A 16,856-nucleotide genomic window follows, 5' to 3' on the forward strand; every position below is an offset into this window, starting at 1 on the left:
TTTCATATACATACTTTGGATTCTTTTTGCAATTATAGACAATAGACATGTATAGTATGTGTAGTACTTTGTTATATTAAGAAAGATAGGAGGGTTCCATATGTTTAAAACAATACCTTTTGCAAAAGGTGTCAATTTGCATATCCGACAAACGACCCAATTTAAAACCGTAAATTTTTCAATTAAATGGAGAAGAGCATTAACGGCCACAAATGCGTCTGAACGCACAGTGTTAACAAATGTCTTGCAACACAGCAATGCCAAATATACGACAACAGCCGCATTCCGAAGTTTTTTGGATGACATGTATGGCACAGTGTTATATTTTGACACATCCAAACGTGGTAATGAACATACAGTACTGATGAATGTAGAAGCTGTTAATGATCATTATTTGGCAAATACAAGTGTTTTAAATGAAGTGCTTGGTTTATTGCACACTGCAATATTTGAACCAAATCTAGAAAACGGTGTATTTAAGGAATCTATTGTAGAACGTGAAAAGAAAACGGTCATCCAACGTATCGAATCCATTTTTGACGATAAATCTCGTTTTGCACAGCAACGCCTTCAGCAAATTTTACGTCCGAATGAACCGGCCTCTATTTCTGCTAATGGAACTGTAGAGGACATTCAAAAAATTACCTCTACATCATTGTTTGAAGCATATCAATCCATGCTTGCTGACGATAAAATAGACATTTATATTGCAGGTGATATAAATGAAGGTGAAATCGTGGCGAAACTGAAAGAAGCGCTCCCATTTAATGATCGTACATTTGAAGAAATCCCTGCTGTGCTTCCGCAACAGCATCCACAAAATGATTATGTACGTGAACAACAAGAAATGAAGCAAGGAAAGCTGCATATTGGCTTTAGTACACCAGTACGATTTGGCGGTCCTGACTTCGCAAAAATGCAAATCTTTAACGGCGTATTCGGTGGCTATCCACATGCCAAATTATTTATGAATGTTCGTGAAAGGAAAAGTTTAGCCTACTATGCGTCAAGCTCATATGCATCACATTATGGTTTAGTCTTTGTTGTGTCAGGGATTGAACCAAAGAATGAAGAAAAAGCGCTATCACTTATTAAGGAACAACTTGCTGTTATGCAAGCGGGCGATATTACAGATTTGGAAATAGAACAAACAAAGGCAATGCTGACAAATCAGCTAAAAGAAGCATTAGATTCTGCCCGTGGACAAATAGAAATTTTTGACCAATATAAAGATTTACCTGAGGAATTCTCTGTTGAAGCTTGGGCCAATAAATGGAAAGCTGTTACGAAGGAAGATGTTGTTGAGATGGCGAAGCAAGTACAGCTAGAAGCGGTCTATTTCTTATGTGGAAAGGAGCAAGCCGCACAATGAAAACAATTGAATTCAAACAATTAGATGAAACATTGTATTATGAAAAACTAGAGAATGGCTTAGATGTCTATATTTTACCGAAAAAAGGCTTTTCAAAAACGTTTGTGACGTTCACAACTAAGTACGGCTCTGTTGACCGTACATTTGTGCCAATGGGTGACACGGAAAGCATTACAGTACCAGATGGCATTGCCCACTTTTTAGAGCATAAAATGTTTGAAAAAGAAGATGGCGATGTATTCCAAAAGTTTAGTGAATTCGGCGCTTCAGCCAATGCCTTTACATCGTTTACACGTACAGCGTATTTATTTTCATCAACAGACAATATTTATAAAAGTACAGATACATTATTAAATTTTGTCCAAGAGCCTTACTTTACAGAAGCAACAGTCAATAAAGAGAAGGGCATTATTGGGCAGGAAATTACGATGTACGATGATCAGCCAGATTGGCGTCTATATTTTGGAGCAATCGAAAATATGTATCATAATCACCCAGTAAAAATTGATATCGCTGGTACAATAGAATCGATTGACGGTATTACTGCGGACCATTTATATACGTGCTACAATACATTTTATCATCCATCCAATATGTTATTATTTGTCATTGGTGCAGTAGATCCTAATGAAATGATGACGTTTATTCGTGACAATCAAAACAAAAAAGAATTCCCTGAACCAACACCAATTCAACGCTTCTTTGATCAAGAGCCGACAGAGGTTGCTATCAAAGATCGTGCATTGCATATGGATGTACAAAAGCCAAAAGTATATATTGGCTTAAAAGCAAAAGAAACAAATCTTTCTGGTCGTGACATGTTAAAGCATGAGCTATCTGTTCAAATTGCACTTGAACTTATTTTTGGACGTACATCTAATTTTTATGAGCGTGTCTATGAAGATGGCTTGATTGATGAAACGTATGCATTTGATTTTACGTTAGAAAATGGTTTTGGTTTTGCTTTAATTGGCTCAGATACTACAGAACCCGCTGCATTAGAAAAAGCTATTAAGGAAGAATTAGCAAAGTATGATGGAGATGCACAAAAATTTGAAAGTGCCGATTTAGAACGAGTGAAACGTAAAAAAATTGGTTTCTTCTTACGTGCACTAAACTCTATTGAATTTATTGCTAATCAATTTACACGTTATTCGTTTAATGATATGAATTTGTTCGATGTCGTGCCTGTACTAGAAGAACTAACGATTGAAGATTTGAAAAAAGCATTTTCTTCGATTCAAGGCGAGTCTCAACAAACTGTCTTTAAAATTTTACCTACAGAGAAGGGTGTACAGTGAAAAAGTTTGCCCTCGTGTTAGGTGCATCGGGTGGGATTGGCCGTACTATTTGTCAGAGTCTGGCAGAAGATGGTTGGTCCATCTACATACACTTTTCAAACAATGAGAAAGCGGCACAGGCTTTATATTGTTCTCTTTCAGAAAACTTCCCTGCACAGGAGTTTATGCTTGTACAGGGAGATTTTTTTCGAAAAGTATCTGGGGCACAATTGCTAGCATCGCAAATTTTTAATGTACAAGCGATTGTTTTTGCAAATGGTCAGGCACATTATTCTCTACTTGAAGATACTACGGTGGAGGATATGGATGCATTATGGCGTGTCCATGTGCAAAATCCAATGCGTCTAACGGCATTGCTTTCATCAAAGCTTCGCGCTCATGATGTCAGCTACGTGCTTTTTATCGGTTCCATTTGGGGAGAGGCTGGATCGGCAGGTGAAGCACTTTACGCCACTGTGAAGGGCGCCCAACATGCCTTTGTGAAGTCATATGCGAAAGAAGCGGCATTGTCACGAATTCGTGTCAATGCCATTGCACCAGGCTTTATTAATACTTCGATGAACAGTCATTTAAGTGAAGATGAGCTTGAATATATTTTAGAGGACATTCCGTTAGGTACAATAGGACAAACAACGGATGTTGCTGAAATGGTGCGCTTCTATCTTTCTGGAAAAGCAGATTATGTAACGGGGCAAATAATTCGATTAAATGGAGGCTGGTACATATAATATTCTTTTTTGCACATACTACATGTGTAAAGGAGGAGGAACATATGACCATTTTAGAAAACTGGCAAAAATGGACATCGTTTTTAGGACAAAATGTTATGCAAGCAGAATCAAGCGGTATGCCAAAGAAAATGATTCAACAAGCTGCTGTACAAATTGGGGAATATTTGGCGACAAATGTCGATCCTAAAAATGAACAAGAGCGAGTGCTGTCGGATTTATGGAGCGTTGCCTCTGAAGATGAAAAACATGCATTGGCGAATTGTGTCGTTAAACTTGTACAAAATAAGCATGTGCAGTAAAACAAAGAGGAGAGCCCATCTCCTCTTTTTTCTATATAAAAAGCATTTTTTGTATGAAAAAGGGAACGTATGTAAGCCTTATTTTGAACTCTCAAAAAAAAAATAGTAAGTTTTTAAAAATAACACCATAATTCCATATATTCTAACTTTCCATTACATAAAAAATCAGCTATGATGGAACTTATAAAGGATTTTTTACGTTAACTAATAGGAAGGGAACGAGTGTGTTTGAGCGATTGGTACTTTGAATATGAAATTCAGGTGAATCGCCCTGGATTATTAGGAGATATTGCTTCACTTTTAGGGATGCTTCGTGTCAATATTATTTCAATAAATGGTGTCGATGAGGATCGACGTGGTATGTTAGTGCATACAGACAATGATGGAGCAATTGAGCGTTTTCGTACAATTGTTTCGACAATGGAACATATTAACGTGACCAAATTTCGACAACCAAAACTCCGTGATCGTTTAGCCCTTAGGCACGGTCATTATATTCCTCGAGATGCAGATGAAAAAAATACCTTCCGCTTTGTTCGAGATGAACTTGGTATTTTAGTTGACTTTATGGCTGAGCTCTTTAAAAAAGAAGGGCATAAGCTCATTGGAATACGTGGAATGCCTCGTGTTGGGAAAACCGAGTCGATTGTAGCGGCAAGTGTATGTGCCAATAAAAAATGGATTTTTTTATCATCTACAATGATCAAGCAGACTGTTCGCAATAAACTTGCTGGTGATGAATTCAGTGACAATAATATTTTTATATTAGATGGTATTGTGACAAGACGTTCATCTGATGAACGGCATTTGCAACTAGTGCGTGAAATGATGAGTATGCCTTCCATTAAGGTCGTCGAGCATCCAGATATGTTTGTTCAGCATTCAGAATATAAGATTGAGGATTTTGATTATATCATTGAATTACGTCATCACCCAGATGAAGAAATTACGTACGAAATAATGGAAAAAAATCACATGATGTCCGAATCCAATTCATTTGGAGGATTTAATTTTTAATTTGATATTAAAGTAGGTGTTATGAGTGGCAGAATTAGGGACTCGACTGAAAGAGGCGAGACTGTCTAAAGGCTACAGCTTAGACGATTTGCAAGAAATAACGAAAATACAAAAGCGTTATTTAGTAGGTATTGAAGAGGGCAATTTTTCGATTATGCCTGGTTCGTTTTATGTACGAGCTTTTATTAAACAATATGCAGACGCTGTTGGTTTGAACGCAGAGGAAATTTTAGAAACTTATAAAAACGAACTGCCAGGTACGCCAAACGAGCAAGTAAACCAATCGTTGACGAATAATCCAAGCAGAAGAAAAAGTTTCAAGGGCCCTTCCAATAAAATGATGGAGGCAATGCCGAAAATAATCGTTGGTTTATTTATTATTGTTATTATTGTGGCAATTTGGGTGCTAGGGCAATCTAAAATTAAATCGGGGCAAGACGATCATGACGATACCCCACCAGAAATGGAATATGATACAAAAGCAAATCCAATCGATAGTCAAAAAGATAAAGAAAATGAAGATAAAAAAGCTCAAACAACTGGTAAACAAGACTCAACAGATTCAAAAGATTCAGCAAAGGAAACACCTGATGAAAAGCAAGCTGAAGAGGTTAAGCAAACGATTTCAGCAGGGACTATTGAAGCAGATGGGGCAACAACTTCTTATACGTTAACAGGTACAGATTCTCTTAAAATACGTATTGAGGTATCAGGTCCTACATTTATCGGTATTCGAAACCAACAGCAACAAGAAGTATTAACAGAAACACGTGTATATAATGCAGGAGAAGTTGTAGAATTCGACGCAACATCTCAAAACTACGCTCGTATCCGTTTAGGTAATTCAACGCAAGCTAAGGTATACATTAATGACGAGCTTTTAACGTATGCACAGCAAATTGTAACGCAAAACATCGTCATCAATTTCAATAAAGAATAGTAGTCATCTAGTGATGGCTACTTTCTTTCATCATGAAAGGTGTTAGAAAAATGAACATTCCAAATAAAATTACCATCTCTCGAATCATACTTATTCCGTTCTTTGTCATTGTTATGATGTTTGATTTCAACTGGGGAACAATGTCACTATTCGGTGCGAAGATGCCTGTTCATCATTTTGTAGGTGCACTTATTTTTATTTTTGCTTCAACAACTGATTGGGTGGATGGTTATTATGCACGTAAGTATAATCTTGTGACGACGTTTGGGAAATTTTTAGACCCGCTAGCTGATAAGTTACTTGTATCAGCAGCATTTATTTTAATGGTTGAACTCGATATGGCATCATCTTGGATAGTCATCTTAATTATTAGCCGTGAGTTTGCGGTAACTGGTTTACGATTAATTTTGGCTGGAGAAGGCGAAGTCGTAGCAGCAAACCAGCTTGGTAAAATAAAAACATGGACGCAAATAGTGGCCATCGCAGCAGCACTTTTACACAATACAATCTTTACACTTATTGGTATTCCATTTAATACAATTATGCTATATATTGCATTGTTCTTCACACTGTGGTCTGGATGGGATTATTTCTATCTAAATCGACGTGTCTTACTTGAGTCTAAATAAGAAAGGTCTTGGGGATCATGAATGCTGAAATTCTTGCAGTTGGCTCAGAGTTATTGCTTGGTCAGATTACGAATACAAATGCGAGATTTATTTCGAGTCAGTTGTCGGAGTTAGGGATAAATGTGTTTTATCACACTGTTGTTGGAGATAATGCAAAACGTTTAGAAGAGGCTATTTCCGTTGCAGAGACTCGTGCTGATTTAATCATTTTCTCTGGTGGGCTTGGTCCTACAAAGGATGATTTAACAAAGGAAACGATTGCTCGTCATCTTGGTGTTCCTCTCGAATTTGATGATATCGCACTGACATATATTGAGCAATTTTTTGCAAAACGAGGACGTCCAATGACGGACAATAATCGTAAGCAAGCTTTAGTATTAGCAGGTAGTGAAGTATTAGCAAACCATCACGGTATGGCACCTGGCATGATATTAACAAAAGATAGGCGTACGTATATTTTGCTGCCAGGGCCACCCAAAGAGCTTGAGCCAATGTTCCAATTTGAAGCAAAACCAAAGCTTGGTGTGATGTTGAATGCCGGAGGGGTTATTGCATCACATGTTATGCGCTTTTACGGTATCGGAGAAGCGGAACTTGAGGTACGGATCCAAGATATTTTAGATGCTCAAACAAATCCAACTATTGCTCCTCTTGCTTCGGACGGCGAGGTTACATTGCGTGTAACTGCCAAGGCAGAAACCGAGCAAGAAGCGCAGCAGCTTATTGCCACAAAGGTAGCAGAGATTCAAGCGCTTGTTGGTGACTTTCAATATGGTATAGATGATGATTCTCTTGCCTCTAAAACTGTAGAAATGTTACTAGATAATAAGTTAACAATTTCTGCGGCAGAAAGTTTAACAGCAGGGTTATTTCAGTCAGAGCTTGCTGAGATACCGGGTGTAGGAGATGCCCTTGTTGGTGGCGTTGTTACGTATACAGAAGAGGCTAAGATTAAGCAGCTCGGTATTACTAAAGAATTATTAGATACACATGGTATTGTAAGCAGTGAGTGTGCAGCCGCTATGGCTAGTGCTGTGCGTGAAAAAATCGGTACTACTATTGGTATTGGATTAACAGGTGCAGCAGGTCCTACAGCACACGATCATCAGCCAGTAGGGACGGTTTGGATTGGTATTGCTATTGGCGATGAAGAACCAATTACGTATTTGCTTCATTTATCGGGCATGCGCAATACGAATCGACTTCGCGCGGTGAAGTTTACATGTCATTATTTAATGCAACTTTTGGAAGAACGAGGCTTTACAAAACGCTATTAATAGATATGAAAATAGAAATTTGGGTTGAAAAAGATACCCAAATTTTTATTTTGGATAAAATCGAATAAATGTTCGCTTTTTTCTTGCGTGTTCTCTTAAAAACAAGTATAGTAGAGAAAGAGAAAAACAGTGAACAGTTTTCGAAGGAGGAAAATGAATGAGTGATCGTAAAGCAGCCTTAGAACAGGCGTTAAAACAAATTGAAAAGAATTTTGGTAAAGGTTCTATCATGAAACTTGGCGAAAAAACCGATTTAGAAATCGCTACATCTTCAAGTGGTTCGTTAGCACTTGATGCTGCATTAGGTGTTGGTGGTTATCCACGTGGACGTATTATTGAAGTATATGGCCCGGAATCATCAGGTAAAACAACGGTTGCTTTACATGCTATTGCAGAAGTGCAAGCAAATGGCGGACAAGCTGCTTTTATCGATGCTGAGCATGCTTTAGATCCAATCTATGCACAAAAATTGGGCGTCAATATTGATGAGCTTCTATTATCGCAACCAGATACAGGAGAGCAAGCACTTGAGATTGCAGAAGCATTAGTACGTAGTGGTGCTATCGATATCATCGTTATTGACTCTGTAGCAGCATTAGTTCCAAAAGCTGAAATTGAAGGGGATATGGGTGATTCACATGTCGGTCTACAAGCTCGTTTAATGTCTCAAGCATTACGTAAGCTTTCAGGTGCTATCAATAAATCAAAAACGATTGCTATTTTCATTAACCAAATACGTGAAAAAATCGGTGTTATGTTCGGAAACCCAGAAACAACACCTGGTGGTCGTGCGCTTAAATTCTATAGCTCCGTTCGCTTAGAAGTACGTCGTGCAGAAGCTATTAAACAAGGCAATGACATTATGGGTAACCGTACAAAAATTAAAATTGTGAAAAACAAAGTAGCACCACCATTCCGTACAGCTGAAGTCGATATTATGTACGGTGAAGGAATTTCAAAAGAGGGCGAAACAGTCGATTTAGGTGTTGAACTAGACATCGTTCAAAAAAGCGGTTCTTGGTATGCTTACGGTGATGAGCGCCTAGGTCAAGGTCGTGAAAATGCCAAACAGTATTTAAAAGAAAATCCAGCAGTACTTGACGACATTGCGAATAAAATCCGTGCTTCTTACGGTATTGCATCTTCTTCATATACTATTGCGGCTCATGGTGAAGAGGAAGAAATGGATGATGAATTAAAGCTTCTTCTTGAAGACGAAAAATAAATAAATCAATTATGCCTCGGCATAATTGCGTTCGGATTTGGCTTTGTGCTTGCACTTGCACAAAGCACTCCTTTCCGAATTCGTAACATCCGCCGGAGGCTTTAAAAGGAAAATGCATTGTTCCCACTCTTAGAGTGAGAGCAATGCATTTTTCCTTTATATTTACATATACTAGGAAATTCGGTTCTATAAAATTTGTTGGAAATCCATACGATTTATGATGAAGGCAAATGCCCCGGCACTTTTGCCGAAAAACTGGCTTTTTAGTTGGTCGGCGGAAAGGGAGGGGGAGTCGCCAGAACGTTTCCTGTAAGCTACGCATTGTTCTAATAGAAAAGCGACGGATAGCCTCATCGAAATCACGGTTTGAACGTCATCAAGAGAGGGGAGGGAAGTTTACATTGTTCCTCCACCCGAACTTTTATGTACGCCGAGGATATAAGGCTTTTAGCAAAAATAAATAGTCTGTAAAATATTTCCTAAGCACTACTTTTCTTTTATTTTTGTAAAAAGTAAAATGTGGGTTAGTGTAAAAGTATTAGGGAATTAATTCTCTTAATGGATATGACTGACTTTTTTTCTTTCGAAGGGCGAACAGATGCCCGACTATCCTTGACAGAGTTTAAGCCTAGTTATACAATTAAATATGTATAATTTCTGAATTATGACTTTAAATAGGCACTGCAATTTTTGTATGCGCCGACTGAAACTGTATTACCCAAATAGCAAGAGGAGGTGTTCATATGGATGGAATTACTATCATCTCCGCTTTGCTTGGACTCATCGTTGGTGCCGCTGTTAGCTATATCTACATGAAAAAAGTGAATGACTCAAAAATCACTGGTGCTAAACATGTCGCTGAAACAATCGTTGAAGAAGGAAAACGAGAAGCGGAGGCATTGAAGAAAGAAGCACTACTTGAAGCCAAAGATGAAACTCACAAATTTCGTAATGAAGCAGAAAATGACATTCGTGAACGTCGTTTAGAACTTCAAAAACAAGAGAACCGTTTATTGCAAAGAGAAGAGAATCTTGATCGCAAAGATGATGCTCTAAATAAGAGAGAAGCAGGCTTAGAGCGTAAAGAACAAGCTCTAGCTGAAAGACAACAGCATATTGAACAGATGGAGAGCAAAGTGGACGAGCTCGTTGCCTTGCAAAAAACAGAGCTAGAGCGTATTTCAGCTTTAACTAGAGATGAAGCAAAAGCTATTATCTTAGGAGAAGTAGAAAAAGAGCTAGCGACTGATATTGCTGTGATGACGAAGGAAGCTGAGACACGTGCAAAAGAAGACTCAGATAAAAAAGCACGTGAAATTTTATCACTGGCGCTGCAACGTTTTGCAGCAGACCACGTTGCAGAAACAACAGTATCTGTCGTGAACTTGCCTAATGATGAAATGAAAGGTCGTATTATAGGTCGTGAAGGTCGTAATATCCGTACGCTGGAAACGCTAACAGGTATAGATTTAATTATTGATGATACTCCAGAGGCGGTTATTTTATCAGGCTTTGATCCAATTCGTCGTGAAACGGCTCGACTCGCACTTGAAAAACTTGTACAGGATGGCCGTATTCACCCTGCTCGAATTGAGGAAATGGTGGAAAAAGCTCGTCGTGAAGTGGATGAACAAATCCGCGAAACAGGTGAGCAAACAACATTTGAAATTGGCATTCATAACTTACATCCAGATTTAATGAAGATTTTAGGCCGCATGAAATATCGTACAAGCTATGGACAAAACGTCCTAAAACATTCAATAGAGGTTGCATATTTAGCAGGCTTGCTCGCTGCTGAACTTGGTGAAGATGTAGCATTAGCTCGCCGTGCAGGTTTATTACATGATATTGGTAAAGCAATTGACCATGAAGTTGAAGGTAGCCACGTCGAAATCGGTGTGGAGTTAGCAACAAAATACAAAGAACATCCGGTCGTAATAAACAGCATTGCTTCTCACCATGGTGATACAGAGGCAACATCTGTAATCGCCGTTTTAGTAGCTGCAGCGGATGCATTATCAGCAGCTCGTCCAGGTGCTCGAAGTGAGACACTTGAAAACTATATCCGAAGACTTGAAAAGTTAGAGGAAATTTCCGAAAGCTATGATGGTGTAGAAAAATCCTTTGCAATTCAGGCTGGTCGTGAAATCCGTATTATTGTACAACCTGAAAAAATTGATGACTTGGCTTCACATCGCTTAGCGAGAGATATCCGTAAGCGAATTGAAGAAGAACTTGATTACCCAGGTCATATTAAAGTAACGGTTATTCGTGAAACACGTGCCGTGGAATATGCGAAATAGAAAAGAAAATGAAAGGCTTCCTTTGACATAGGTCAAAGGAAGCTTTTTTATTACAAAAAAATAAAGTTCCTATCATCAAAATCTAGTATCTGTCCCCAAGTTTGAAGTCACGGTCTGCTCCCTCAGGTGAGAGTGTGTTAGAGACTTAGACTTCAGAAGCCACTTTCATTTGTAGACAGCCACAAATTCATTTTCTTAGTATTTTAGATTTGGTTATTTTTAATAAAATTTCAACATAGATTAAAAAAGGGACATTTTTATTTAGGTAGAGAGTATATATAGCGATTTACATAAATTTGGAAATTAACACAAGTGGAATTCTAATAGGATTTGTACCAATAAAAGGGGATGGATATTAAATGGATGAGGTTGTTAGTTTACAAAAAGTATTTCAGATTATAAAAAACAAAAAATGGTTAATAACAGGCATTGTATTGCTCGCTATCATTGCTTCTACAGTGTTAAATTATTTCTATATAACTCCAGAATATGAAGCTTCTACTCAGATTTTAGTAAATCAAAAAGGAAAAGACAGTGAATATGTAGGCGTTGATAAAATACAGGCAAATCTTCAATTAATTAACACTTATAACGTCATTATCAAAAGCCCAGTTATTTTAACAAAAGTAATTGAGAAACTTGACCTTGAAACAACATCAGAAGAACTTACCAAACAAATAAATGTATTAAATACTGATGATTCTCAAGTAGTAAATATTAGTGTTAGAGATGAAGATTATGATAAAGCCATAGCCATTGCCAATACAGTTGCGGAAGTATTCAAAAGCGAAATCCAAATTTTAATGAATATTAATAATGTAAATGTTCTTTCTTCAGCTCAACCAACAAAAAACCCAACACCCGTCTCTCCGAATACTTACTTAAATATAACGATTGCAGTAGTAATAGGTCTTATTATCGGTATAGGACTAGCCTTCATATTAGATTATATTGATACAACTATTAAAAGTGAAGAATATATAGAGGAAACCTTGGATTTACCGATTATAGGAATTGTGTGCTCAATCCCCGATAATAAAAGTCAAAAAAAGGTTTTTAGAAGTAGAAGTAGATCATTTTAACATATTTATTTATTTAAAAGTAATATGCGCGAAGGCTAATAGTGAATGAAACGACATAAGAAAAATAAACCATCAAGACCTAATTGATAAGTGTAAGATATCCGCATAATTCATACAAAAATGAATGGATAGGAGGGACAGAAGTTAATGAAAATATTGTTTATAGCTGCACAGTCGTTATTTTCAAATTCTTCAGTAACATTAATGAATTTAGGTTTTATTGAAGCCTTGATATTGAATGGCTGTAAAGTCGATGTCATCACTTCTGAATTGCCTGAAAAGCATATTTCGCAGGATGAAGGTATTAAATTGCCTGATATAAATAGTTTAACGGCATATCCTATTGGAGGAGCATATAACATTTTTAGTAGCAAGAAATCTTCCGCCACTCCACAAATCTTTCAAAGTATAACACGGTTAATAAAAGATTCAATTAAGTATACTTACTCATTATTTACCATATATGACCATCAACTTAGGTGGATTAACAATGTAGATAATATAGAAAATAATAATGTTAACTATGATTATATTATTTCATCTTCTGATCCAAAGCATGCTCATTTATTTTCATTAAAAATGATTCAACAAAAAAAAGTGAATTATAAAAAGTGGATTCAAATATGGGGAGATCCTTTTAGTTTAGATATTACGAATAGAAACCCAATAGTAATTAATCGAATGAGAAAAGAAGAAAAATACCTATTTGAATGTGCAGATAAAGTTTTATTTGTATCTCCCTTTACAGCTCAAAAATATCAAGCTCTTTATCAGGAACTAAATCATAAAATTGATTTTATTTTAATCCCTTATTTAACTACTGACGATCAAAAAAGTGGAAATGATAAGGAGATAACATTTGGATATTTTGGGGATTATAGCTCCCATATTAGAAATTTAAAGCCATGTTATGATGCAATGAATGAACTAAACTATAACTTTGTTGTTAGAGGAGATTCTGATATTAAACTGAAAAGCACAAAAATGATTGATATAGGACCACGCATCAACTTAGAAAAGTTGAGAGAACTAGAAAAAAATACAGATATTTATATTCATCTATGTAACCTTAAAGGTAGTCAAATACCAGCTAAATTATATTATTATTCTGGATCGAAAAAGCCTATTCTCTTCATATTAGATGGCGAAAAAGAGGAACTCCGAAAATTTTATAGTCAATATAATCGTTATATTTTTTGTGAAAATAACGTTGAATCTATAAAAGAAGCCCTAAGATTTATAAATGAAAATTATAAAAAAATAATCTATCCAACAGTGAGAGAGTTTGCACCAACGTATATCGGACATGAACTTATAAGGAAGATGCAGCAATGAGTGCTCCTAATGATTTTATAAGTATTATTATCCCTGTTTACAATATAGAAAATTATATAACGAGATGTCTACAATCACTTCAAAAACAGACAATACAACACTTTGAAATCATTGTAATTGATGACGGTTCAACGGATGGCTCGAAAAATAATATAGTCCAGCTTGCTACAAAGGATCATCGAATAAAATATTATTATCAAGAAAATAAAGGAGTAAGTTCTGCAAGAAATAAGGGCTTAGCTTTAGCAGAAGGCACTTACATTATTTTTATAGATGGAGATGATTTTGTACATGAAAATTTCCTATATGAGATATGTAAAGAAATACATTCATGTAATGTGCTGGCTATAATAACGAATATTCTACCGAAATCCAATGCTACAGAGAAGGAAAGGTTAAAGGCAGAAGAGGCATTTAATCGAATTTTAGAAGGATCCTTCGATCGGACAGCGTGTGGAATATTATTTCGGAAAGCAGTAATTGAAGAATTTAATTTAACTTTTGATGAAGATATTCAATATGGAGAAGACATGGTCTTTACATTGAAATATCTAAATTGTCATAAAATTGATGAAGTGGTTTTTCTTAATAAGAACATGTATGTAGTTGAAGAAAGGCAAAATTCTTCAATGAGAGTCGCAGATCCTTATTTTTATAAAAAAACACTGCATTTAAAAAACATATTAGAGTGTTATTTTATGAATAAGAACTCTTCTATTGAAACAATATCATTATTTAATAGGTATTTTATGGGGGACTATCTTTTAGCTAACAGTAAATTGTTAACATTAGAAATTTCAAAAAATAAAAAGAAAACAGTTTTAAAAGAGCAACGATTTGAATATGTTATTGATGTCTCGACTGTGCCCCTAACTATAGAAAAAATAAAATACAATATCATAAGAAAGGTCAATATAGGAATTGTACTATTTTTATTCAAAATAAAAAACACTGTTTGAGGGTGTGTTGATGGACCAAAATAAAAAAGAACATAATATCATGTTGGATTATACTTCTTGTATTATATTATTTTTCACTATGATTTTAGCTCCTTATAGCTTTATAGGGTTTTTATCTATGAGTAGCTTTATTTTAATTATGTTTTCATTTCTTGTTGTATTTTTTACTAAAAAATTTATTTTTAATAAATATATTGTTTTTTTATTTACAGGACATGTTTTACTCTCTCTATTCGTCATTTATTTCACGCCCTTCAATATAGGCATGTACAGCATGTATAAAAGTATTATAGCGTCAACCGTTATTTTATTTTGCACTATGCAATTAATAAGATTTATAACGGAAAGGACACTAGTAATAGTAAGTTATTATTTTGTAGCCATTACTGGTATTTTTCTACTATATCAAGTGGTTTGGATTAGTGCAGGTAAAATTCCTTTTGATGGTCAGCTGTTTTCGAATTTAGCTAGTGGATATGAGTGGGCAACATCGGTTACATATAGAAGACCAAATGTCCTTTTTTCTGAACCCTCATACTTTGCTATATTTTTATTACCGATATTAGGTTTATATTTAAATAATGGAAAAATTATTGCCTCATTAATTTGCTTAATTTGCTTATTTGTTTCAACTTCATCTTTAGGTATTTTAGGAGGCGTTTTAATCTTTACTTTCTATATTATTAAAAATAAAAAATATAAATTAGCTTTCCAGATCTCGACGTTTACTATTTTAGGAGGCATTCTATTAGCATTTCTTTTAGATTGGCAGTGGATTTTCACGGATAATATGAGGAAAATATCGAATATTAATGACGAAAGTGGCATGAGATTAGTTGGTTATATAGATTATTTTTTTGAATTACCTTTTCCTAATCAATTAATAGGGGTTGGCTTTCATCAATTAGCAAATTATTTTAGAGGGTATGATTTGTATAATTATAGCAATTCATTCGTACTACTTCTTATTAATCACGGAATTATTGGGTTATTACTATTCATTGTAGCAATGGTTTTCTTATTTTTTAAATCGAATGGCAAAGGTCAGCTACTGATTTTTTTATTTTTAATAATAGCTGCTGTAGACGGTATAATTTATGGCGGTAATTTTTTCTATGTTTTAACATTTATAATGTTGAATTTCCATAAAAAAGAAGGCAGTATGCAGAGGAAAATAAGCACATACAACAAACAAATTTCTTATCAGAAGAACATGTTTGAGGCTTAACATTATAAAAAGAGACGAGGATGCAAATGGTAATTCTTATTAGAAGTAACGAGGCAAATCCAGATCCGAGATTACAAAAATATATAAATTATTTAGAAAGTAGTCATCAAAATTATAAAGTTTTAGCATGGAATCGAGGAAAAGAAAACATTAAGAAGGCTAATTTTACATATTTTAATTTGCAAACAGGATATGGGTTAGCTTACAAAAATATTCCGTATAAAATAGCCTGGTTTATTTTTATTTTTATTTATTTAATTCGAAATAGAAAATCGTATTCTTTAATACATGCATGTGATTTCGATACAATGCTCCCAGCATATTATTCAACAATTTTTACTAGAAAAAAAATAGTTTTTGATGTTTTTGACTGGTTCTCCAATCCTCAACCTAAAGGATTTATAAAGTGTACGATAAATAGAATTGAAAATATTCTATTTAAGAAAACTGACTTCGCTATAATTTGTGAGAAATACCGTATTAACCAAGTAAACCCTAAATACAGAAGAGAATTCTTTGTATTACCAAATATTCCATCTATTCAATTAAAAGATGATCAAGACATTTATAAGAAGGTAAATAGTCAACGATTAAATTACAAATATATTTTAAGTTATGTGGGTGTATTTGATCAATTTCGAGGTTTAGAGGATATATTAAAATTTGTATCTCAAAATGAAGATTTTTGTTTGAACATTGCGGGATATGGCTATTTGGAAAATTTGGTGTTTGAAATTTCTGAAAAATATGACAATGTAATTTACTGGGGGAAAGTAGATTATAATACTGGCTTAAATATGATGAAAAATTCCGATATGATTATCGCTTTTTATTACTGTCAGGATGATGACCATTTTTATGCAGCACCTAATAAATACTATGAGGGTCTGTTTTTAGGGAAAGCTATTTTAACGAATAATGATACATTGTTAGCTCAAAACACGATAAAGCATGATACAGGCTTTGTTATTCAAGAAGGACTTCCATCAATCAGTACATTCTTTCTAAATCAATTTAATATTGATGATGTTCAACAGAAAAATAAGAATACAAAAGCAATTTGGCAGACTGCCTTTGAAAACTATACTGAAAAATTTATGACTGAAATATACCAAAAAATATTGGACGAAAAATAAGAAATGATCAACACTAGTCATG

At 35.1% G+C, this 16,856-nt stretch carries 15 protein-coding genes; all 15 read left to right on the plus strand.

What is annotated here, in order from left to right; translation table 11 throughout:
- Positions 1-100 precede the first annotated feature (100 nt).
- The gene (yfmF, locus tag FJQ98_RS06460) at positions 101-1,372 is read left to right on the plus strand and encodes an EF-P 5-aminopentanol modification-associated protein YfmF (protein WP_201406654.1); all 1,272 of its coding nucleotides are present in this window, start codon (positions 101-103) and stop codon (positions 1,370-1,372) included.
- Positions 1,369-2,673, plus strand: a complete 1,305-nt coding sequence (yfmH, locus tag FJQ98_RS06465) for an EF-P 5-aminopentanol modification-associated protein YfmH (RefSeq protein WP_053594268.1) — start codon at positions 1,369-1,371, stop codon at positions 2,671-2,673. The genes yfmF and yfmH overlap by 4 nt, the downstream gene beginning before the upstream one ends.
- Complete coding sequence (gene ymfI, locus FJQ98_RS06470; protein WP_201406655.1) at positions 2,670-3,401, plus strand: elongation factor P 5-aminopentanone reductase; 732 nt, start codon at positions 2,670-2,672, stop codon at positions 3,399-3,401. The genes yfmH and ymfI overlap by 4 nt, the downstream gene beginning before the upstream one ends.
- Positions 3,402-3,445: 44 nt before the next feature.
- Positions 3,446-3,703, plus strand: coding sequence for a DUF3243 domain-containing protein (locus FJQ98_RS06475; protein ID WP_053594270.1), 258 nt, complete (start codon positions 3,446-3,448; stop codon positions 3,701-3,703).
- 228 nt (positions 3,704-3,931) lie between these two features.
- On the plus strand, positions 3,932-4,720 hold the full coding sequence (locus FJQ98_RS06480) for a DUF3388 domain-containing protein (RefSeq protein ID WP_053594560.1): 789 nt from the start codon (positions 3,932-3,934) through the stop codon (positions 4,718-4,720).
- Between the two features lie 25 nt (positions 4,721-4,745).
- Complete coding sequence (locus tag FJQ98_RS06485) at positions 4,746-5,660, plus strand: helix-turn-helix domain-containing protein (RefSeq protein WP_201406656.1); 915 nt, start codon at positions 4,746-4,748, stop codon at positions 5,658-5,660.
- A gap of 50 nt (positions 5,661-5,710) precedes the next feature.
- Positions 5,711-6,289, plus strand: a complete 579-nt coding sequence (gene pgsA, locus FJQ98_RS06490) for a CDP-diacylglycerol--glycerol-3-phosphate 3-phosphatidyltransferase (protein WP_053594272.1) — start codon at positions 5,711-5,713, stop codon at positions 6,287-6,289.
- A 17-nt stretch (positions 6,290-6,306) separates the two neighbouring features.
- Entirely contained in the window at positions 6,307-7,566 is a 1,260-nt protein-coding gene (locus FJQ98_RS06495) for a competence/damage-inducible protein A (protein WP_053594273.1), read from the plus strand.
- A gap of 157 nt (positions 7,567-7,723) precedes the next feature.
- Complete coding sequence (gene recA / locus FJQ98_RS06500) at positions 7,724-8,791, plus strand: recombinase RecA (protein ID WP_053594274.1); 1,068 nt, start codon at positions 7,724-7,726, stop codon at positions 8,789-8,791.
- A 743-nt stretch (positions 8,792-9,534) separates the two neighbouring features.
- Complete coding sequence (gene rny / locus FJQ98_RS06505) at positions 9,535-11,094, plus strand: ribonuclease Y (RefSeq protein WP_053594275.1); 1,560 nt, start codon at positions 9,535-9,537, stop codon at positions 11,092-11,094.
- A gap of 359 nt (positions 11,095-11,453) precedes the next feature.
- Positions 11,454-12,176: a YveK family protein gene (locus FJQ98_RS06510; RefSeq protein ID WP_053594276.1), complete on the plus strand. Its 723-nt coding sequence runs from the start codon at positions 11,454-11,456 to the stop codon at positions 12,174-12,176.
- A gap of 147 nt (positions 12,177-12,323) precedes the next feature.
- Positions 12,324-13,511 (plus strand): glycosyltransferase family protein, encoded by a 1,188-nt coding sequence (locus tag FJQ98_RS06515; RefSeq protein WP_053594277.1) that lies wholly within the window; start codon positions 12,324-12,326, stop codon positions 13,509-13,511.
- Positions 13,508-14,470, plus strand: a complete 963-nt coding sequence (locus FJQ98_RS06520) for a glycosyltransferase family 2 protein (RefSeq protein ID WP_053594278.1) — start codon at positions 13,508-13,510, stop codon at positions 14,468-14,470. The genes FJQ98_RS06515 and FJQ98_RS06520 overlap by 4 nt, the downstream gene beginning before the upstream one ends.
- Positions 14,471-14,480: 10 nt before the next feature.
- Entirely contained in the window at positions 14,481-15,698 is a 1,218-nt protein-coding gene (locus FJQ98_RS06525; protein WP_053594279.1) for an O-antigen ligase family protein, read from the plus strand.
- Between the two features lie 26 nt (positions 15,699-15,724).
- Positions 15,725-16,834, plus strand: a complete 1,110-nt coding sequence (locus tag FJQ98_RS06530; protein WP_075807229.1) for a glycosyltransferase family protein — start codon at positions 15,725-15,727, stop codon at positions 16,832-16,834.
- Positions 16,835-16,856: the final 22 nt, after the last annotated feature.

The organism is Lysinibacillus agricola (assembly GCF_016638705.1).
In the GTDB taxonomy this organism is placed as follows: Bacteria; Bacillota; Bacilli; order Bacillales_A; family Planococcaceae; genus Lysinibacillus; species Lysinibacillus agricola.